General features: G+C 37.8%; 18 protein-coding genes and 1 tRNA gene. 13 read left to right on the forward strand and 6 right to left on the reverse strand.

The genetic code is table 11. The annotated features are described in order from the left end of the window. Window positions 1–118: 118 nt before the first annotated feature. The 8 genes from ALFOR1_RS14805 (at window position 119) to ALFOR1_RS14840 (ending at window position 5840) form a co-directional block, all read left to right on the forward strand. Window positions 119–349 carry a cell division protein ZapB gene (locus ALFOR1_RS14805; protein WP_058549326.1) on the forward strand — a complete coding sequence of 77 codons (231 nt, stop codon included), beginning with the start codon at window positions 119–121 and terminating at the stop codon, window positions 347–349. Then, the gene (locus tag ALFOR1_RS14810; protein ID WP_058549325.1) at window positions 349–654 is read left to right on the forward strand and encodes a cell division protein ZapA; all 306 of its coding nucleotides are present in this window, start codon (window positions 349–351) and stop codon (window positions 652–654) included. The genes ALFOR1_RS14805 and ALFOR1_RS14810 overlap by 1 nt, the downstream gene beginning before the upstream one ends. A gap of 62 nt (window positions 655–716) precedes the next feature. Continuing rightward, window positions 717–1736 (forward strand): MBL fold metallo-hydrolase, encoded by a 1020-nt coding sequence (locus ALFOR1_RS14815; RefSeq protein WP_104643415.1) that lies wholly within the window; start codon window positions 717–719, stop codon window positions 1734–1736. Window positions 1737–1795: 59 nt separating this feature from the next. Continuing rightward, window positions 1796–3271 carry a LysM peptidoglycan-binding domain-containing protein gene (locus tag ALFOR1_RS14820; RefSeq protein ID WP_104643416.1) on the forward strand — a complete coding sequence of 492 codons (1476 nt, stop codon included), beginning with the start codon at window positions 1796–1798 and terminating at the stop codon, window positions 3269–3271. Between the two features lie 65 nt (window positions 3272–3336). Next, the gene (locus ALFOR1_RS14825; protein WP_058549322.1) at window positions 3337–3825 is read left to right on the forward strand and encodes an FKBP-type peptidyl-prolyl cis-trans isomerase; all 489 of its coding nucleotides are present in this window, start codon (window positions 3337–3339) and stop codon (window positions 3823–3825) included. Between the two features lie 29 nt (window positions 3826–3854). Then, window positions 3855–4583, forward strand: a complete 729-nt coding sequence (locus ALFOR1_RS14830; protein WP_104643417.1) for an SDR family NAD(P)-dependent oxidoreductase — start codon at window positions 3855–3857, stop codon at window positions 4581–4583. Continuing rightward, window positions 4580–5419, forward strand: coding sequence for an amidohydrolase family protein (locus tag ALFOR1_RS14835; RefSeq protein ID WP_104643418.1), 840 nt, complete (start codon window positions 4580–4582; stop codon window positions 5417–5419). Before ALFOR1_RS14830 ends, ALFOR1_RS14835 begins: the two co-directional genes overlap by 4 nt. Before the next feature lie 49 nt (window positions 5420–5468). Then, window positions 5469–5840 (forward strand): hypothetical protein, encoded by a 372-nt coding sequence (locus ALFOR1_RS14840; protein WP_104643419.1) that lies wholly within the window; start codon window positions 5469–5471, stop codon window positions 5838–5840. 63 nt (window positions 5841–5903) lie between these two features. Here ALFOR1_RS14840 and ALFOR1_RS14845 read toward each other — a convergent pair whose 3' ends face one another. The 4 genes from ALFOR1_RS14845 to ALFOR1_RS14860 all read right to left on the reverse strand — a co-directional run bounded on the left by ALFOR1_RS14845 (window position 5904) and on the right by ALFOR1_RS14860 (window position 9078). Then, window positions 5904–7079 carry a mandelate racemase/muconate lactonizing enzyme family protein gene (locus ALFOR1_RS14845; protein WP_058549318.1) on the reverse strand — a complete coding sequence of 392 codons (1176 nt, stop codon included), beginning with the start codon at window positions 7077–7079 and terminating at the stop codon, window positions 5904–5906. 9 nt (window positions 7080–7088) lie between these two features. Next, entirely contained in the window at window positions 7089–7856 is a 768-nt protein-coding gene (locus tag ALFOR1_RS14850) for a class II aldolase/adducin family protein (RefSeq protein ID WP_058549317.1), read from the reverse strand. Between the two features lie 140 nt (window positions 7857–7996). Beyond that, the gene (locus tag ALFOR1_RS14855) at window positions 7997–8320 is read right to left on the reverse strand and encodes a c-type cytochrome (protein ID WP_058549316.1); all 324 of its coding nucleotides are present in this window, start codon (window positions 8318–8320) and stop codon (window positions 7997–7999) included. A gap of 218 nt (window positions 8321–8538) precedes the next feature. Further along, window positions 8539–9078: a DUF2058 domain-containing protein gene (locus ALFOR1_RS14860; RefSeq protein ID WP_058549315.1), complete on the reverse strand. Its 540-nt coding sequence runs from the start codon at window positions 9076–9078 to the stop codon at window positions 8539–8541. A 199-nt stretch (window positions 9079–9277) separates the two neighbouring features. On the opposite strand from ALFOR1_RS14860, the gene ALFOR1_RS14865 reads away from it, so the two are divergent. Beyond that, window positions 9278–10426 (forward strand): MFS transporter, encoded by a 1149-nt coding sequence (locus ALFOR1_RS14865; protein WP_104643420.1) that lies wholly within the window; start codon window positions 9278–9280, stop codon window positions 10424–10426. On the opposite strand, the gene ALFOR1_RS14870 is transcribed toward ALFOR1_RS14865, so the two are convergent. Both ALFOR1_RS14870 and ALFOR1_RS14875 read right to left on the reverse strand, forming a co-directional pair. Beyond that, window positions 10393–10893: a prolyl-tRNA synthetase associated domain-containing protein gene (locus ALFOR1_RS14870; RefSeq protein WP_058549313.1), complete on the reverse strand. Its 501-nt coding sequence runs from the start codon at window positions 10891–10893 to the stop codon at window positions 10393–10395. The genes ALFOR1_RS14865 and ALFOR1_RS14870 overlap by 34 nt on opposite strands. A 1-nt stretch (window position 10894) precedes the next feature. Then, on the reverse strand, window positions 10895–11302 hold the full coding sequence (locus ALFOR1_RS14875) for a putative periplasmic lipoprotein (protein ID WP_058549312.1): 408 nt from the start codon (window positions 11300–11302) through the stop codon (window positions 10895–10897). Window positions 11303–11467: 165 nt separating this feature from the next. On the opposite strand from ALFOR1_RS14875, the gene ALFOR1_RS14880 reads away from it, so the two are divergent. The 4 genes from ALFOR1_RS14880 (at window position 11468) to ALFOR1_RS14895 (ending at window position 18463) form a co-directional block, all read left to right on the forward strand. Continuing rightward, window positions 11468–11543 (forward strand) — tRNA-Ala (locus ALFOR1_RS14880). Between the two features lie 184 nt (window positions 11544–11727). Then, window positions 11728–12990: an ABC transporter substrate-binding protein gene (locus ALFOR1_RS14885; protein ID WP_058549311.1), complete on the forward strand. Its 1263-nt coding sequence runs from the start codon at window positions 11728–11730 to the stop codon at window positions 12988–12990. Window positions 12991–13034: 44 nt separating this feature from the next. Beyond that, window positions 13035–16193: a hybrid sensor histidine kinase/response regulator gene (locus ALFOR1_RS14890; RefSeq protein WP_232007040.1), complete on the forward strand. Its 3159-nt coding sequence runs from the start codon at window positions 13035–13037 to the stop codon at window positions 16191–16193. Between the two features lie 71 nt (window positions 16194–16264). Then, complete coding sequence (locus ALFOR1_RS14895) at window positions 16265–18463, forward strand: two-component system response regulator (RefSeq protein ID WP_104643422.1); 2199 nt, start codon at window positions 16265–16267, stop codon at window positions 18461–18463. Window positions 18464–18493 lie beyond the last annotated feature (30 nt).

Here is an 18493-nt window from a genome sequence, read left to right on the forward strand (position 1 = left end):
TCCTGAATTATCCCTTAATGAAGAAGAAAAATCAGCTAAAACCACCGTAAATGCTGGCAAATCAACACACTTTGCTTTACATTTGCATGACATTAATTACAGTTATATGAGCGCCTTTATGAATAACACTACTCTTCAACAACTCGAACAACTGATCGATTCTTTAATCGAACGTAATAACCAGTTACAAGCTGATGTTACAAGCTTAAAAGAACAAAACGCTAAATTAAGCGATGACAACGAATTACTACAGCTTGAAGCACTAGAAAATGAAGAAAAGCAAAAAGATGCCAGCACTACGTTATCTGGTCTTCTTGATAAGTTACAAAGCGCACAACAGGCTAGCTAATGTCTGAGCTGCAAAACCAGCGGGTCACTGTTGAGTTGCTAGGTAAAGAGCAGCAATTTGCTTGCCCCGAAGGGCAGGAAGATGCATTAATAGCAGCAGCTAAAAATTTAAACGATCTTGTTGAGCAAATGAAACAGCGCTCAACCGTAAGAAACGATCAAAAAGCCCTACTAATGGCAGCGTTAAACTTAAGCCACGAATTGCTAGAAGCAAAAACACAAGCTACAGTTGAGCAGCAGCATCAAGACCAACTGATTGATAAGCTCAGTCAGCAATTGGCAAGTGACCCCAAACACAAAGAATAAAAAGCGCACACTGCGCTTTTTATTTATTATAAAGTAATTAAACATTAGCGTAGAGATAATAAATGAAGTTAAAAATTTCAAAGACCACCTCTTTATGTAAGCACTTACTATTAAGCTTTACTTTATTATCACTAGCTCAAAGCGCCTACGCAGCCGTCACTTGGAATACAATTAACCCTCATATTCAATTTTTAAAACAACAAGATGACCTTCGATTTTACGACTCGAATCAGGTTCTTATTGAAGGTGATAAATGCGCCCTACTTGTTGATACCAGCGCCAACTTTGCTGCTGTTGAACAACTTGCCGAAGACTTAAAAAAGCGCCTAAAAACACCTTTGTGCTATTTAGTGGCCACTCATTACCACGACGACCACTTATTAGGTATGGCAGTTATGCAAAGCTTTTTCCCAGACGCCAAACTTATTGTTCATCAACAAGTTAATACTAACTTTAACCAATATCAAAAAGCATACACAGACAAGTTAGACACCTATGAAAAAAGTATTGAGCTAAGTTACCAGCGCTTAGCAAGCGTTGCTAAAGAGGAGCAAGACCAATGGCGTAGTAAGCTTGAGCTTGCTAAAAGTAGATTATTTCGTTGGCAAGAGTACCAACTTAATGAGCCGCAAATAACAATAAATACCCCTAAAAAAATTAACCTAGGTGGCTTTGAAATTATGATTGATCCACACCAAGCTCATACCAATGGTGATTTAACAATTAGCACTAATAACGCCACTGTGCTTATTGGTGGTGATATCGTTGACTGGCTGCCGTATCCTGGCCATGGGGAATTAGAAAAGTGGCAAATATTACTTGAGCAATACATTAACGATGAAAATCTCAGTGTTATTATTCCTGGGCACGGTCGCGATTTAACAAAGGAGCAACTTAAGCAACCACTCTCTTTTTTAACGACCATAACAGAACATGTAAAAAATAACGACGGCCAAACTATAGAGCAACTAATGCAGTCTTTTCCTGAGTCAGTTATTAAGCCTTACAAACAAGAAGCGCTTAATATAAAATCAAGTAACTTTTTTTTACAAGCTGGACTTAACCGCGCTAAAAAGCAGTAAATAACTCAACACAACGGATTGTGTTAAAATGATAAAAGGAATTTATAAAAGTGATTACTATGCGCAGTTTGGTTATATGTTTTTTGGGTGTTTTTTTATTTGGCTGTGAGACTACAGAGCCTGAAATTCAAGAGGCACCACAAATATTTACTCACTTTGAGCCTAACTACGAACACCAAGAACAACTTGCTAAAACGCCAGATGATGCTGAGCCTAAAACGACACACACCACCCCACAGGCTGCCAAAAAAGTTATCGTAAAAAAGCGCCCACCCAAAACAACTGATTTATGGGTGCACATAGCGAACAACCTGCATTTTACCATTTATCAAAATCGCGCTTTAAATAAGCGTATTGACTGGTATTTAAAACAGCCAAATTATTTACGTACAGTAAGTAAACGCGCAGCCCCATATTTGTATCATATTGTAAAAAAGATAGAGCAAAAACAACTTCCTATGGAGCTTGCTCTACTACCTTTTGTTGAAAGCGACTTTAGGCCTACCATTGCGTCTTCGCAGCAGGCCGTTGGTGTTTGGCAATTAGTAGGCGCAACTGCACATCATTTTGGGGTTAAGTCAGATCAATGGTACGACGGACGCCAAGACGTATTGGCATCAACCGACGCTGCACTTGATTACTTAAGCTATTTGCATAAACGTTTTGATGGCAACTGGCTGCATGCCCTAGCCGCATACAATAGCGGTGAAGGACGCGTTAAGCGAGCAATCGAAAAAAATAAAAAACGCGGAAAAAGCACGGATTACTGGTCGCTTAAACTACCTAAAGAAACGGCCGATTACGTCCCCAAATTGCTTGCTTTAAGTTACTTAGTAAAACACCCGCAAAAAGGAATTAACCGACCAAAACTTTCGAACAAACCAATTACTACGCAAATGAATGTAGGCCAACAGTTTGATTTTTCTGTTATTGCTAAGCTTTCTGGCGTGGGTTCAAAACAACTACACTCTTTAAACCAAGGTTATTTAAAAAACCAAAGCTCGCCTAATGGGCCTCACACTTTACTCCTGCCAATAGGGCAAGAAGCATTATTAAAAAGTCAGTTTTTTAAATCTAACTTTGCTGGCGAATACATCGTTAAACAAAACGATACGCTGTATGGCATAGCTAAACGTTTTAGTATGTCTGTTAGTGCGCTTAAACAACTTAACGACAAACAAACCAATCTTATTGGTGTTGGTGAAAAGCTTTTAGTTGGGCAGCCTAAAACGTTACCTAAATCACTTATAGTAGATTACAAAATAAGCCCTTACCTTGAGCCGCAAGAAGTTGTGATCCCAACAATTGAAATAGACTACGAAGTTAAACAAGGCGACACTCTTTGGAGTATTAGCCAACTCTACGATGTACCTCATAGTGACTTAGCTAAGTGGAACAAGTTATCAGCTTCAAGTGTATTAAAGCCAGGCAAACAGCTAGTACTATTTATACCTCAAGCCGAACAGCCAAAATCAGCCCCGATTAAAAAAGACTTACTGCTCGATTTACAAAAAACACTAAATCAACCTTGGTAAGTTTCTAAAGTGCTATATTTCGCGTAAAATCACGCCTTACAACAGTAAAACTTAAAGAGACAAGCATGCAAATTAGTAAAAATTCAGCAGTTGAATTTCATTACACCCTAAGCGAAGCGGGCGAGCAAATTGAAAGCAGCGTAAACGAAGCGCCACTGAGCTACATACACGGCAGCGAAGGCATGCTTCCTGGTTTAGAAAAATCACTTGAAGGCAAAGCAGCTGGTGATAAATTTAGCGTTACGTTAGAGCCAAGCGAATCATATGGCGAACGTGTTGATGACTTAATTCAACGCATTCCTCTTAAGCATCTACAAGGTGATGTAAAAGTATGGAAGCCAGGTATGACGGCAATGGTACAGTCTAACCAAGGGCGCCATCAAGTGACTATTATTAAGGTTGGCCGTTTTAACGCAGATTGTGATTTAAACCACCCATTTGCTGGTAAAACGCTAACGTTTGACGTTGAAGTTGTGTCAGTACGTGAAGCGACAAGTGAAGAAGTATCTCACGGGCATGTTCACGCTGAAGGTGGCTGTGGACACTCACACTAAGCATTTTAGTTGTAAATAAAGGAGCAGGTATGTCGAAGGTTGCTATTGTTACAGGCGGAACAAAAGGTATTGGTTTAGCCGTAGTAAAACGCTTTATTGAACGTGGTTTTACTGTACATAACCTTGATATTGAGCCAAGTGAGTTTGGTGAATTTCATCAATGTGATGTAAGTAACGTAAGCGCAGTGCAAACATGTATAAATACAATTTGCCAGCAAAACCCTACAATTGACATACTTGTCTCTAATGCCGGAAAACATTTAAGTGCAAATATAGAAAGCACCGATGAGGAAACTCTAGATGCACTTTTTGCACTTAACGTTAAAGGCGCATACGCGGCAGTGCAAAGTGTACTGCCAAGTATGCAAGCACAAAACAGCGGTGCAATTATTTTAGTTGCCTCAGATCAAGCAATTATAGGTAAGCAAAATTCGTTTGCTTATAACCTTACTAAGCACGCCTTGGCGTCAATGGCTAAAACCACAGCACTTGATTACGCAAGCTTTAACATTCGTGCAAATGCAGTATGCCCAGGCACTATAGAAACCCCGCTATTTCATAATGCTATTGATGCCTACTGTAAAAAAAGTGGTGCTGATAAAAACAAAATAGTCGCAGAAGAGGCCAGCCTACAACCGCTAAACCGTTTAGGGCAAGCCGATGAAGTAGCAGCACTGATTAGCTTTTTGGCAAGTGATGATGCAAGCTTTATAACAGGCAGCCTGCAAAGCATTGATGGTGGTTATACAGCACAATGAGCATGCAAATTATTGATCCTCATGTGCATTTTTTTAATCTTGCCGAGGGGCAGTATTCTTGGCTGCAAGGCGAAAACCCACCAGCGTGGCCTAACCTAAAAAAAATAAAAAAACCAACAAGTGCAGAGCAGCTTGTTAAAAGTACTGATTTTGAACTTGCGGGTATTGTGCATATTGAGGCAGGGTTTGATAATCAATCACCTATAAACGAGCTAAACTGGCTAAGCTCGCATTTAAAAAATCTGCCTTTTAAAGCCGTTAGTTATAACCAAATTGACGCACCTACAGAGCAGTTTAAAAGCGCCTTAAACGCTCAAGCTCACTCAAGCTTATGTGGTATCAGGGATATAACCGAAGGTACTGATGCAAAGCGTTTACTAAGCGCTAATAGCTTTAAAAACTTAGCGGTGCTATCAAACAATCAACTGCATTTTGAAGCGCAATTTAATATTGAAAATAGCGATATTACTAAACAAGTCGCTTACTACGCTAAGCAGCTACCGCAACTTCAAATTATAATTAATCACACAGGGCTACCTAGCGATTTAGCTACATGGCAGCAAGGTGTTGAGTTACTTGCTCAACATAACAATATCGCCATAAAATTTTCTGGTTTTGAATTACTACATTTTACAAAACAACAGCAAGTTACGTGTTTTAATTTTCTTTTAAATCACTTTGGTGAGCAGCGCGTAATATTTGCTAGTAACTTCCCTGTGTGTCAAATAAATACAAGCTATAACAACTTATGGCACAGCTACAAAAGTATGTGTTTAAACAATAATATATGGCATAACCTTAGCTATGCAAACGCTAAGCACTACTATCAAGTATAACTAAAAGTCGTTATATTAAGCTCTCTTTTGCTAATAATTTGGCCAACTTATGAAAACATACTTTTTAGTAATCGTTGTACTTTCAACGTTTTGCCTCAATGGTTGTATATCTCAAAGCCCAGACCCTACACCTAAGCTGCAACATGCCCTACTAGTTGAGCCAAATAAAGCAGCTGTTAGCATAGCAATTAAAACACTTGTCCACATTCAAGAAGCCCAATTAGCCTCCGATGTATTTACTACTAGCAGCACAGTAACCCTTAACAATGTAAAGGGTAATAATATTATCGACACACAAAGTCGCAATACAGCAGATCAGTTTGAGCTGATGATAAAAGGCACGCAGTGTTATATTCGCCACCTTGATAGTAAAGCCACTATTGAGCTTAAAGAGGCCAAATGTAAAATTAACGAGCTATAATATCCTTAAAAAAAAGCCGGTAAGTGAATAATCACTTACCGGATTTTTTTGTAACCTAAAAAGTTACTTTATTTCTACACGCTGTGAACGCATTACAATTTCATCATTTAATTCAATACCCAGCCCAGGCTCTTCTGATACTTCAAAGAAGCCATTTTTAGGTTGTGGATCTTGTAAACACAATTCACGGTTCCACTTTTTAATCGCATAAGTATGATGCTCATGAATCAAAAAGTTAGGTATCGCCGTTTCTAAATGAAGCGATGCAGCTGTTGCAACTGGCCCGCCACATACGTGAGCCTGAATTCGCACATCAAAAATATCAGCGTAGTCACACACTTTTTTAGTTTCAGTAAAGCCACCACATAAACCAATGTCTGGCTGTAGTACATCAATACTTTGATCTTCTAAATACGGGCGCACACCCCAGCGGTTGTATAAACGCTCGCCACCAGCAATAGGCACGGCTACTTTGTCGGCTACTTTGGCATGTAAAGAATGGTTTAAGTAGTTAACCGGTTCTTCGTAATACATACAGTCAAACTCTTCTGCTATTTCGCCAATTTGAATCGCCGATGTAGCACCAGGTAAGCTGTGGCACTCAAAAATAATGTCAACTTCATCACCTACCGCTTCACGTATTGCTTGCATGCGCGCACGGTATAGTTTCATTTCTGTACGAGAAATAATATTTGTACGGTCGTAATAAGTATTGCCATCTTTATCGTACTGAATCGGGTCAACTTTTACTGCATCGTAACCTTCAGCAACCGCTTTTAAAGCTGCTTCTGCGTATTCTTGTGGTTGCACTAACGCTTTAAACTCGCTATCCCAGTCAAACTGTAATTGCGATGCGTAAGTGCGTAGTTTGTCGTTAACTTTTCCGCCGAGAAGTTGATATACAGGTAAGCCTAGTGCCTTACCTTTAATATCCCAAAGCGCGGTATCAATTGCACTCATTGCTGCGTATACAACAGGTCCGCCGCCCAAGCCCCAAAAGCTTTCACGCAACATACGCGACCATAACTTTTCAGTTTGAAATGGGTCATGACCAATTAAAAATGCATCTGCCATTTCTTTAATCATGGCTGCGGCTGCACTGTGCCCTAAATCGTATGCAAGACCTGCTTCGCCTACGCCGCTAATACCTTCATCGGTATGAATACGCACAAACACAGGTGTCCACGATGGTCTATCAGGGCAATGAATATCAAATACTTCTACGCGATTTACTTTCATTTAAATTCCTTAATTAGCAAAACTGGGATCAAGTCGGTAGGCTTTACGCAACATGGCAGGCCACGCAAGTTGACCACCTGTAATACCGCTGTGCACCACGTTAGCTTGGTTATAAATATTGTCGATTATTGGCTGTGGCACTTCAATAGCTTCTTGTGAGCTGGCTTGCAATGCTAATTGTATTTCACAAGCACGCTGCAAATCGTAAAAACGCATAAACGCATCCCCCACTGTTGGCCCTACCGTTAAGCCGCCATGGTTTACTAACAGCATATGATTCGTGGAGCCTAAATCATCTTGTAGCACTTTGCGTTCATCGTCGTTGACCGCAAGCCCTTCGTAGCCATGGTACGAAAGTGATGGCAGTGAAAACATTGAATATTGGCTCAGCGGTAATAAGCCATTTTTTTGTGTCGCAACTGCAATTGTTTCTTTGGTATGTAAGTGAATAACACAATGTGCATCTTCACGTACCTCATGAATAGCACTGTGTATTGTAAAGCCCGCTGGGTTTATCTTAAACGGCGTGTCATCAATAATATTACCGTTTAAATCTACCTTCACTAAATTAGATGCGGTTACTTCCTCAAACGTTAAACCAAAGGCATTTACAAGGTAATGATCGGTACCTGGTAATCGAGCCGACAAGTGCGTATATATTAAATCTCCCCAACGAAAGTGATCAACCAGTCTATAACAAGCAGCTAAATCAACACGTAGTTGCCACTCTTGTTCTGATACTTTATTTTTTAAATCGAGTTGGGGTAAATCAAACATAATAAGCCTTTTAAAATACGCACCAAAACAAGATGCGAATAGATGTTTAGAAGTCTAAAGCAGTATTAATTTTATAGCAAACACAAACAAAACAGCCACACTATTGTGTGGCTGTTTTAAAGCTTAGCTATTACTGCAAATTATTTTACTTTAGATAGGTAATCTGCAATTGCATCAAACTCTTCATCAGTTACTGTTGCAACCATTGCTTTCATTGCCATAGTCATACCATTGCTACGTGCACCTGATTTAATGTCTTTCATTTGCGCTACTAAGTAGTCTTTATTTTGACCATTTAGTTTAGGGTATGCGCCCATGATAGGTGCTTTACCATCTGCGCCATGACATGTTTGGCAATTTTTAGCGGTATATAATGCAGCGCCATCAGCAGCAGCGGCATTAAACGAAAAACTTGCGGCTAAACTAATACCCGCGCCTACTAGTAGTGTTTTCATCTTGCTCATTGTATTTTCTCTTCTTTTTGACGGTTAGAAAAAACTTCTTCATTGATTGTAGTAAACAATCAAATAAAAAGCATACGTACCAAGTCGCTCTTGACGATCAAACAAAACAGCGCGACTAATAAGTTTATGCTCACTCTTATATACCTTAGCAAATAAAAATGAGCGACAACTTAATTAACCTAAATATGCTTTATGTATAAGCAAAATTTAGGGAGTATTTACCAAACAATATCATCTGGTACTTCAAAGTCTGCGTATGGATCATCTTCATCTTTAGGTTTGTTTTCAGGTTCAACATGAAAAACAATATACTTTTCATCTACTTCCGCCACTTTACGTGCCGGTTCGTCTTCAAGTACAAAAAACTGCCCTTCAAGCACACAAATAGCTAAACGACCACCTGATAACGCTTTTTGAGTTTTTTCGTTTACGTCTAAACCCTTAACTTTATTTTGGTAAGTAAAGTTAAAGGTACGCTCGCCACGAATAGTGTCTTGGTTATGATGCTCTAAAATTTGCTTAACACGTGCTTCTTGCTCGCGTTGTTTTAATTCACCTTGGCGAGACTGGTTAAGTTCTTCCGCCTTTTTTTGCTGCTCAAGCTTGGTTTGTTGAATATGCTTTTGCAGATCGCTAGGGTTACTTGTAGCCCCTTTTTTTTGCTTTTTTTGTTGCTTACGCTTTTCTGACTTAGCAACTTTAGCTTTGTGCGATGTTGTTAATCCTGCTTGCAGCAATTGGTCTTGTAATGAACCCATGGCTTTATTCCACTAAAAACTTATATTAAGGTCATTTTAATCACCAACGACTACAAATAATAGTGCTATCGGTATTAATCTATCAAACGGATGAATACAAACCATGATTTGACGCAAATGTTGCTCATTTAACATATGAAATATAAGCCATTTTTAATATACTTTGGTTAACTTATCTCCCCATATTCTAAGTTTCACAATGCGTCTATTTCATTTACTAGCATGCTCTGTGTTTATATTTTTTGTACTTTACGCTCCACAACCCCTACTTAGCTTGTTTGCTAATGAATTTAATGTTTTGCCTGCAATTGCTGGCAGTTTAATGACCGTAACCATGCTGCCTTTAGCTGTGGCACCACTCGTGTATGGATTAGTTTTAGCTAAGCGTAACCCGCTTTTAATTCTTCGCGTTGCCATGGTTGTTTTAGGCTTTAGCTGCATACTCTTTATTTACGCGCCAAGCTTTGAGCTACTGTTACTTGTTCGATTTTTGCAAGGCTTAACACTTCCTGCAGCACTAACCGCGATGACCAGCTATATAGGAATGAGCTATACCGCTGATAGTTTGCAAAAAAATATGACGCTATACATTGGCAGTAGCATAATAGGTGGTTATTTTGGTCGCGTATTAGCAGCTTTATTTAGTGACCTGTGGCATTGGCAAAGTTTTTACTATGTAATTGCCTTTGCATTAATTTCTTTGGCTTTGAGCATTAACCACTTACGCTTTATTAAGCCGCCTATCAGCGAGACGCTCTCACCTTTTGATTACATTAAACAACTTAAAGAAGGAGCGGTATTAAAAGTATATGGCGCAGTATTTTGCATGTTTTTTTGTTTTGCAGCGCTTTTAAACTATTTACCTTTTATTTTGCAGCATACCTTTAAAATAACAAACACGCGGGATATTGGCTTAGTGTACAGTGGCTACTTAATTGGCGCACTGGCATCTATAGCAGCCCCTTGGCTACTTAAAAAAGCCCCTACGCCTTGGCATTTACTGACGGCAATTTTCATTTTTTATAACATTAGTATTTTATTATTAATGAGCCACCAGCTAATTGTTTTTTTAATTGCGTTTACCTTATTTTGTGGCGCTATGTTTGTTATTCACTCTACGGCGGCCCCACTAGTTAATAAAATAAGCAAAGCACCGCCAAGTGTAACAAATGGTGGTTATGTATCGTTCTACTACAGTGGAGGTGCGCTTGGGTCGTTATTACCAGGAGTGGTGTATCAGCATCATGGGCAAACAGCGTTTATGTTTACTTTACTATGTGTTTGTCTATGTGGATTTATGCTCATTATATGGGCCTACCTAGATGGTAAAAATACCACCCGTGGCTGATGCTGGGTATAATTAAAAAAGCTTTCTAAGTCAGTTTTTTTTAATAACCATGTTTGTGTGTTTTCAAACGGGTGGCAATGAAATAAATCACCAAACCAAATATCTTGATCTATCCACAAGTTAACATTGTTTTGTTTATCATTAAAAAGAGCCAGCATAGAAACACAACCAGGCTCAACCTTTAAGTAACGAGCTAAGCGCTCATTTGATGCAAACCCTAATCGTGATAAACCTTGCTGTTTAGCTAACGTTTTTAAATCAAGTTGCTTATCGTGCGCTGTAATAACTAAAAAATGACGCTTCCCTTCGTTGTCGCGTAAAAATAGATTTTTTAGCCGAGTACCGGGGCGCTCTACCATAAAGGTATCTGCATCAAGACTTGTATGCAGTGGTGGATGTTCTATTACATCGTAATTTATAGTCAGCTGGGTAAGTGCCTCAGCTAACTTTGCTTTATCAGCTAACATTTTACAAACAACGCCCTCTAAGCTGTACACTTAAATCGCGCCAAAGCACTTCATTTACTTCGTGCTTGTTTGGGCAGTAATTACGCGACTTTAGCTCTTCATTTAATAGCTCAACAGCTTGATCTTCTAACTGTAACTTTAAAACACTCGACTCTTCAAAATGCTCTTGCTCAATATAACGCTTTACATCCGAGCGACTTGGCCTGTTTTTACCGCCACGCCCGCCACCATCATCTAAATTAATATTACTACGATGCTTTGCTTTAACCGACACAACATATGCAAACAACTTATTGCCTTGCTCATCTTGCTTTTCGTGAAACTGTTTATTATTTATTTCAAAAGGCGGCTCGTCATTTGTGGCACAACCAGCGAGTAAAACCATAAGCGCTAGAACAGATTTTTTCATTGTTTTTATCGTTTTAGTGTTGAATTAAGCTGAGTCTATCAAAAATTAACGTAAACAGTGAAAATTTACGAAAAAATACTTGACCAATTTTATAAAAAAACTTAAAGTTCGTCCCGCTTGGAACTCAGCAGCCAAGTAATTACGAAATACGTAATTTAGGAATGTGGGGCTATAGCTCAGCTGGGAGAGCGCCTGCCTTGCACGCAGGAGGTCAGCAGTTCGATCCTGCTTAGCTCCACCACTTTCCTACCCTTTCTTTTATAATCTTAGTAACTTTCTAAAAATACTCAAATAACATTCTGTTCTATCATTTAATCCTATACTCTTTTTTATTAATTATAATTTTTATATTGTGCTGTTAACTTGTTTCTTTGCATGTTGTTAGCTATACATAATGTCAAACATATTAATACTTTAGGGTTAACATGGATCGGCATAAACGCTCCTCTTTAAAAAAGTTAGCAACCATAGGGTTAACAGCAGGTGCTATTACACATGTGCCTTATGTATTCGCCCGCAAAAAAGTAACTTTAAGAGTGTTGGGTACCCACGTAACTCTGCAAGAGGCCATTCGTAAACAAGCCATGAGCGATTTAGGTATTAATATAGAGTTCTCCCCTGCAGGTAGCGCAACGGTGCTACAAAAAGCGTCAATGAATCCAGGCTCTTTTGATTTATACGAGCAATGGTCAAACAGTATAAACGTACTTTGGAATGCGGGCTCTATACAGCCAATAGAAAAAAATCGTTTATCTCACTTTAACGAAATAAATTCTTTAACCAAGACTGGTAAACTCACTGAAAATGCAAATATCGGCGCTGGAGATGCCCCTTATAAATTACTTAACGTTCAAGACGATGGTACGCTAAGTGCACAAGAAAGCGATTCCATTAGCTTTTTACCCTATGTACATAATGTTGACTCCTTTGGCTATAACACTGAATTTATAAAGCCCGGTATTGCTTACGAAACCGAGAGCTGGAGCTGGTTACTAGATGAAGCCAATAGAGGAAAAGTTGCGATAGTAAATGCCCCTACCATAGGTTTATTCGACCTTGCTTTAGCAGCACAAAGTAAGGGGTTAATTAAATTTAAAAATATTGGCGCAATGACACGCTCTGAGCTTGACCGGTTATTCAGTATTCTTTTAGATTATAAACGCCAAGGTCACTTTAGTGGCTATTGGAACTCAGTACCTGAGTCTGTTGAATTTATGAAAAGTAACCGAGCTCACATAGAAAGCATGTTCTCGCCTGCTGTTTCTGCTTTAAATAGCCAAAATGTAAATGTACGATTTGCGGCTCCTAAAGAAGGCTATAGAGGTTGGCATGGTGTTATGTGTTTATCGTCACAAACACAAGGTAGCGTAAAAGACGCAGCTTACGATTACATGAATTGGTGGCTTTCGGGCTGGCCAGGCGCATTTATTGCTCGACAAGGTTATTATATTAGTAACCCTGAGCGTTCTAAGAGCCTTTTATCTCAAGCTGAGTGGGATTTTTGGTATGACGGTAAAAAAACTCCAATTGATCTTTTAAATACCAACGGAGATGTAGCTATTAAAGCAGGAGAACACAGAAATGGGGGCAGCTACATAAAACGGTTTAGTAATGTTGCAGTATGGAACTCTGTAATGCCTACCTACGACTACAGCTTGCAAAAATGGTATGAGTTGATTAGCCGGTAATGATAACTCGCTCAATAAAATCAAAAATAACATTAGCGCTGTGCGTGTTAATCAGCTTGCTGATTATTCAAAGCTACTTATTTAATTATTCGCAAAGTACATTACTTTTTTTACAAAAAGCGCAGCACGATGCGCTTGTTCAAAGTAGTAATGTAACTCAACTTGAAAACGAGGTAATTTCTCTACAAAGCCAAGCAATTGCTTTTATAGATAAAGCAAATAAAAGCACAATTGAAAAGTTTAACCTGTATTTTGACGACGCTAATAAAAGCTTAGAAAAACTAAAAAAAAGCACGTCACAACGCTCCCTAGATTATCAAAATATATTAACGCGCCTTGATGAATACTTACATAATTATAAAGAAACATTCAATCAAACCGTACTTAATAGAAACAAAAGAGAACGTCTATATTCTGAGCAATTTCAGCATCCTATAGGGTCATTAATCATTGAGATTGAACGCTTACAAATAAATGCGACTGATCAAACTGCCTACACAGATACACTACTCACAGTTAGTAACCTAGAGCACGCGGTAGTGAGCTACTTATACAAGCCTAGCTTTGATGAAGCACAAAATGTGAAACAAAACTTAAACCACTTGCAAACTAAGTTGACTAAAATTACCGATGAAAATAACTCATTTTTAATTAAAGCTGCAGATTTAAAAAAGGCTTACAACCAGCTTGTTTTGCTCACCCGTAGCTATACATTTTCAACCAATGTAGTACTTACCGGTATAGAAAATGAGCTACTTTACTTAACCACTCAAGTAAAAAACCTCGAACATGAAGAGCTCTCTGAAACAGAAAAAAAATTAAGCTCACAATTAGAAAGTAATACAGACCAAGCAAACGTATTTGCAGCATTAATTACTATAATTATTATTATAACTAGCTACTTTATTTTTAATGCCGTTATTAAGCCTATCACTCAGTTAACTACACTATTAAATGATATGAGTAACGAAAAACAAATAACCTTTAATAATAGCAACCAAAGTCAAAGCGAAATAGCCTCCGTAATCAAAGCTGCAAACACTCTTTATAAAAAAAATAAGCAAACCAAAGAGTTACTAATAGAAACCCAAGCACTAAATATACAAATGGAGTCGATGAATAAAGATTTAACCGTTGCCATTTCACAAGCTAAAAGCGCTAATAAAATGAAAGGTGATTTTGTAGCAAATATGAGTCATGAGCTACGCACCCCCATGAACGGTATTTTAGGTATGCTGCAACTATTACGAGATAGTGAACTTGCAACTAAACAACAGCATTATGCTGACAAAGCCTACTCTAGTGCTCATAACTTACTGCATATATTAAATAATATTTTAGATTTTTCTAAACTTGAGTCTGAAAAAATAAAAGTAGAAAAAATACCTTTTACTCTTGATTCAGTTATCAAAAATACGGCAAATCTATTTAAAGACAGTGCAAACCAAAAGGGATTAAATTTAGAATTTAACCTACATGCAGATCCTAACCTAGAGCTAATAGGAGACCCATTTCATCTAAACCAAATAATTAATAATTGTATTGGCAATGCAATCAAGTTTACTAAGTTCGGAAAAATTCAATTAGTTATAGAAACGATTGCACAACGAAAAAACATTATCAATTTACGTTTTTGTATTAAAGATACTGGTATAGGAATGGATGCAGAGCAACAAAAGCAGATATTTAATTCCTTTTATCAGGGCGATGCTTCCACCACTCGAGAATATGGTGGAACTGGTCTTGGTCTTACAATAAGCCAAGAATTTACAAAAATATTAGGCGGTGAAATCCAAACCAGAAGTGAAAAAGGTAAAGGGAGTGAGTTTTATTTTACCTTACCATTTGAAATTGCGGCGCAGCATAAATTAAAAAAACGAGCGCTGTTAATCACACAACATAAAGCACAAACGAGCCAGCTAATCTCTTTACTTACGAGTATTGATATAATACCAGAGACAACTCAAGAACCACTTAGAGCATTAGCTAAAGTATCCCAGCCCAGCTCCCCTTTTGATATCGCGATTTTAACACTTAACGAAGAAGAAGCTAAAAATAGTATTATTTTACAAAAACTTATTGAAAGTGCTCAAAATGGCGCTCAAAAATTAAAAATAATTGCCATTATCACTGATACGGATACACCTAATTTAAGTAGTATGCCAAATGATGTTCATATCATAACTAAAAGCTATAGCCACTCTGAGCTGTTAAAATTGCTTGCTCCGAAAAGCATCCCCACTGAGCAAGCAATTCATGAAAACCTTATTCAATTTACAGGTAATAAAGCGCTTATAGTTGATGATAACCCTCTCAATATTGAGGTAACAACTAGAATGTTAGAGAAGTTAGATATAGAAGTGATTAGTGCACTCAACGGGCAACAAGCAATTGAAGAAGTGGCAAAACACGTCTTTGATATTATTTTTATGGATATACAAATGCCTGTCATGGATGGCATAACAGCAACACAAATCCTTAGGAAAAATCAGGAGCTGTTTCCTATTGTGGCATTAACAGCTGCAGTACTTCCGGAAGATAAAAAAGCAGCGATAAATGCAGGGATGAATGATTTTTTAACTAAACCTCTTGTTTTTGATTCGCTATATGAGTGTATAAAAAAGCATTTAACCACCGATAAAAATAGAATGTTATTGAACATCCCCATAGCTTTAGACAATCTTGAACAAAATAGACGACTCGTTAATAAGCTCTTAGAGCAATTTTCAATTGATTACGAAAACTTTAGTCTCAAATTCAGAAAGCTCCTAGATACTAACAGTAGTGCCGAACTTGCTAGAAACACACACGCACTTAAAGGATTAGCAGGCACTTTAGGGCTTGAAAAATTAGAGCTAATTAGTAAAGAAGTTGAGGCGCAAATAAATAATAAAGAACCAATTTTATTTATACAGTTAAATGAACAACTTACACTTACATTTCGTGCAATTAAACAATATTTACTTACTCAACAGTTTAGCGAAAGTGAGCACGTAACCGATGTGGATAATATTGATGAATCTATAGATACCATTTATGAATTAGCAATAAATGCCAAGCCAATTCCGAATGATTTACTAAAGAGCTTGAATACTTCAGCTTTTAAAGCACCGCATCCATTATTGCAACTTAAAGCGGCTATAAATCAATTTAACTATCAACTTGTTATCGAACTTATAACTCAATACCGTAATGATAATTAAATTAGCCAATTTAAAAAAACTAAGCTAAGTTATATTAGTCAATATCACCAAAAGGATTGAATGTGCATTCGATGTACCCGGCTGAAAAAAATAGCGATTATCTAAATAAAAAACATAAACCATTGGTTTTAATTGTTGATGATGAGCCTAATAATTTGCATGTTTTAGTTGAAGGATTACTTACCGATTATGATGTAAGGATTTCGACTAGCGGTGAACAAGCCCTCGTATTTATAGAGTCAACAAGACCCGATTTAATACTACTAGATATTATGATGCCTGGTATGGACGGTTACGAGGTGTGTAAAACATTAAAGTCACGACAAAATACTAAAGGTATTCCGATTGTTTTTGTTACTGCAATGACTAATGAAGACTCAGAGGAGCATGGTTTTACATTAGGGGCTATTGACTACATTCACAAACCTTACAAGCTTGCGCTTGTAAGGGCACGAATCCGCACACACATTACCTCCCAAGGTATGCTCGATAGACTAATTGAAAAAAACTTTGACCTGCACGACAAGCTCTTAGAAATAGAAGCACTAGCTCAAGAGCTAAGTGAAAGAGAAGAAGAGTTAAAACAGCTATCGTCTAAACAAAAGCTCTTTTATCAAGCGCTAACGAGCACAGCAGATGGCGTTGTTATAACAGACTCTAAAGGTGAAATAATTGCTGTTAACCCATCGTTTTGCCGAATTACAGGATTTAGTGAATCAGAGGCGCTTGGCACTCAACTTCATAAATTAAAGCAAAATAATCAACCAGGTATTAGTTTTAATAACGTATGGCAGCATGCAAATAAGGCCGGATATTGGAGTGGAGAGCTTGTTACAAGGCGTAAAAACGGTGAACTATACCCCGAGCTTTTAACGTTAAGCATGGTCAAAGGCGAACAAGACACTAATATACATTTTATTGGTGTATTTAGTGATATTTCGAGCCTTAAGGTTACCCAAGAAAGAATTGACTATTTAACATGGCACGATGAACTTACGGCCCTGCCTAACAGAAATGGTTTTTTAAAGCAGCTAGAACAACAGTTACAAAGCTGCTCTCAAGAAAACAATTACGCCTATATTTTCATTATTGATATTGACAGTTTTCACTCTATAAATGATGGCCTAGGTTTATTAGCCGGAGATAAAGTATTAAAAGAGCTGACCAACCGCATCCATGCAAAACTTGATAAGAAAGATGTTATAGCTCGCCTAGGTAGTGATGAATTTGCAGCGTTAAGTAGTGTTGATAAAGGAATAGGAAGACTTAGAACACAAGAAATAGCAGAGCGAAAAGCCCAAGAGCTATTAAGGGTTATTAATGCCCCTTTTATAATTGATGGGCAAGAAATTAGCATTACTATTAGCATAGGAACTTATATATTCCCGCGTGAAGATCAGTGGGAAAATGCAATCGAAACAATAAGAAACTGCGAAGCAGCCTGTTATAAAGCAAAAGAAAAAGGTGGTAACAGAGTTACTTTTTTTGATAATTCATTTGGAGAACAAGCAAGGCGACGCTTTGAAATAGAGCAGGACTTACGCAAAGCTATTTCTCAAAATGAGCTAACTCTTTATGTGCAATCTCAGTTTAATAGCAAACAACAAATAAAAGGCGCCGAAATCCTGTTAAGGTGGATACATCCGCAAAAAGGCTTTATTAGCCCTGCTGAATTTATTCCGATAGCTGAAGAATCTGACATCATTTATGAGCTAGATTGTTGGGTACTCTCTAATGGACTTAAACTTATTGAGAGCTTAGATGAGCGTCACCGTGACTTAAGCCTTTCTATAAATATAAGTGGCAGACACTTCCACGAGCCACGCTTTTTATCTCAAATAAAAACCGAAATTGAGAAACATAATATACAGCCAAATCAGCTAACAATAGAAATTATTGAAGGCACATTACTTAATCATATGGAATCAGCTGTTGAGGCGGTACATTTGCTTAAAAATTTAGGTGTGCGCGTATCAATTGATGATTTTGGTACTGGGTATTCAAGCTTAACCTACTTAAAGCAGTTACCGATCCAGGAGCTAAAAATTGATCGCTCGTTCGTTTTTGATGCACCGACAGATAATAACGATAAATTAATAATTGATATGATAGTAAACTTAGGTCGAGTATTTGAGTTAGAAGTGGTGGCTGAGGGGGTAGAAAACCAATCTCATTTTGATTTATTAAAAGAGTACCCTGAAGTAATTTTACAAGGCTATTATTTACATAAGCCAGAGCCTGCAAGTGACTGGTTAGAAAAACTAGAGTAAAACTAAAAAGCCGAGCAGTTAAACTGCTCG

This window comes from Pseudoalteromonas carrageenovora IAM 12662 (genome assembly GCF_900239935.1).
Lineage (GTDB): Bacteria > Pseudomonadota > Gammaproteobacteria > Enterobacterales > Alteromonadaceae > Pseudoalteromonas > Pseudoalteromonas carrageenovora.

Bases quoted from the DNA above. Each gene is read 5' to 3' on its own strand.
- ALFOR1_RS14820 (WP_104643416.1), top strand. From the start codon at position 1,796: ATGCGCAGTTTGGTTATATGTTTTTTGGGTGTTTTTTTATTTGGCTGT.
- ALFOR1_RS14860 (WP_058549315.1), bottom strand. From the start codon at position 9,078: ATGGGTTCATTACAAGACCAATTGCTGCAAGCAGGATTAACAACATCG.
- ALFOR1_RS14895 (WP_104643422.1), top strand. From the start codon at position 16,265: ATGTACCCGGCTGAAAAAAATAGCGATTATCTAAATAAAAAACATAAA.
- ALFOR1_RS14845 (WP_058549318.1), bottom strand. From the start codon at position 7,079: ATGAAAGTAAATCGCGTAGAAGTATTTGATATTCATTGCCCTGATAGA.
- ALFOR1_RS14805 (WP_058549326.1), top strand. From the start codon at position 119: ATGAATAACACTACTCTTCAACAACTCGAACAACTGATCGATTCTTTA.
- ALFOR1_RS14875 (WP_058549312.1), bottom strand. From the start codon at position 11,302: ATGAAAAAATCTGTTCTAGCGCTTATGGTTTTACTCGCTGGTTGTGCC.
- ALFOR1_RS14855 (WP_058549316.1), bottom strand. From the start codon at position 8,320: ATGAGCAAGATGAAAACACTACTAGTAGGCGCGGGTATTAGTTTAGCC.
- ALFOR1_RS14865 (WP_104643420.1), top strand. From the start codon at position 9,278: ATGCGTCTATTTCATTTACTAGCATGCTCTGTGTTTATATTTTTTGTA.
- ALFOR1_RS14825 (WP_058549322.1), top strand. From the start codon at position 3,337: ATGCAAATTAGTAAAAATTCAGCAGTTGAATTTCATTACACCCTAAGC.
- ALFOR1_RS14810 (WP_058549325.1), top strand. From the start codon at position 349: ATGTCTGAGCTGCAAAACCAGCGGGTCACTGTTGAGTTGCTAGGTAAA.
- ALFOR1_RS14840 (WP_104643419.1), top strand. From the start codon at position 5,469: ATGAAAACATACTTTTTAGTAATCGTTGTACTTTCAACGTTTTGCCTC.
- ALFOR1_RS14830 (WP_104643417.1), top strand. From the start codon at position 3,855: ATGTCGAAGGTTGCTATTGTTACAGGCGGAACAAAAGGTATTGGTTTA.
- ALFOR1_RS14815 (WP_104643415.1), top strand. From the start codon at position 717: ATGAAGTTAAAAATTTCAAAGACCACCTCTTTATGTAAGCACTTACTA.
- ALFOR1_RS14850 (WP_058549317.1), bottom strand. From the start codon at position 7,856: ATGTTTGATTTACCCCAACTCGATTTAAAAAATAAAGTATCAGAACAA.
- ALFOR1_RS14885 (WP_058549311.1), top strand. From the start codon at position 11,728: ATGGATCGGCATAAACGCTCCTCTTTAAAAAAGTTAGCAACCATAGGG.
- ALFOR1_RS14870 (WP_058549313.1), bottom strand. From the start codon at position 10,893: ATGTTAGCTGATAAAGCAAAGTTAGCTGAGGCACTTACCCAGCTGACT.
- ALFOR1_RS14835 (WP_104643418.1), top strand. From the start codon at position 4,580: ATGAGCATGCAAATTATTGATCCTCATGTGCATTTTTTTAATCTTGCC.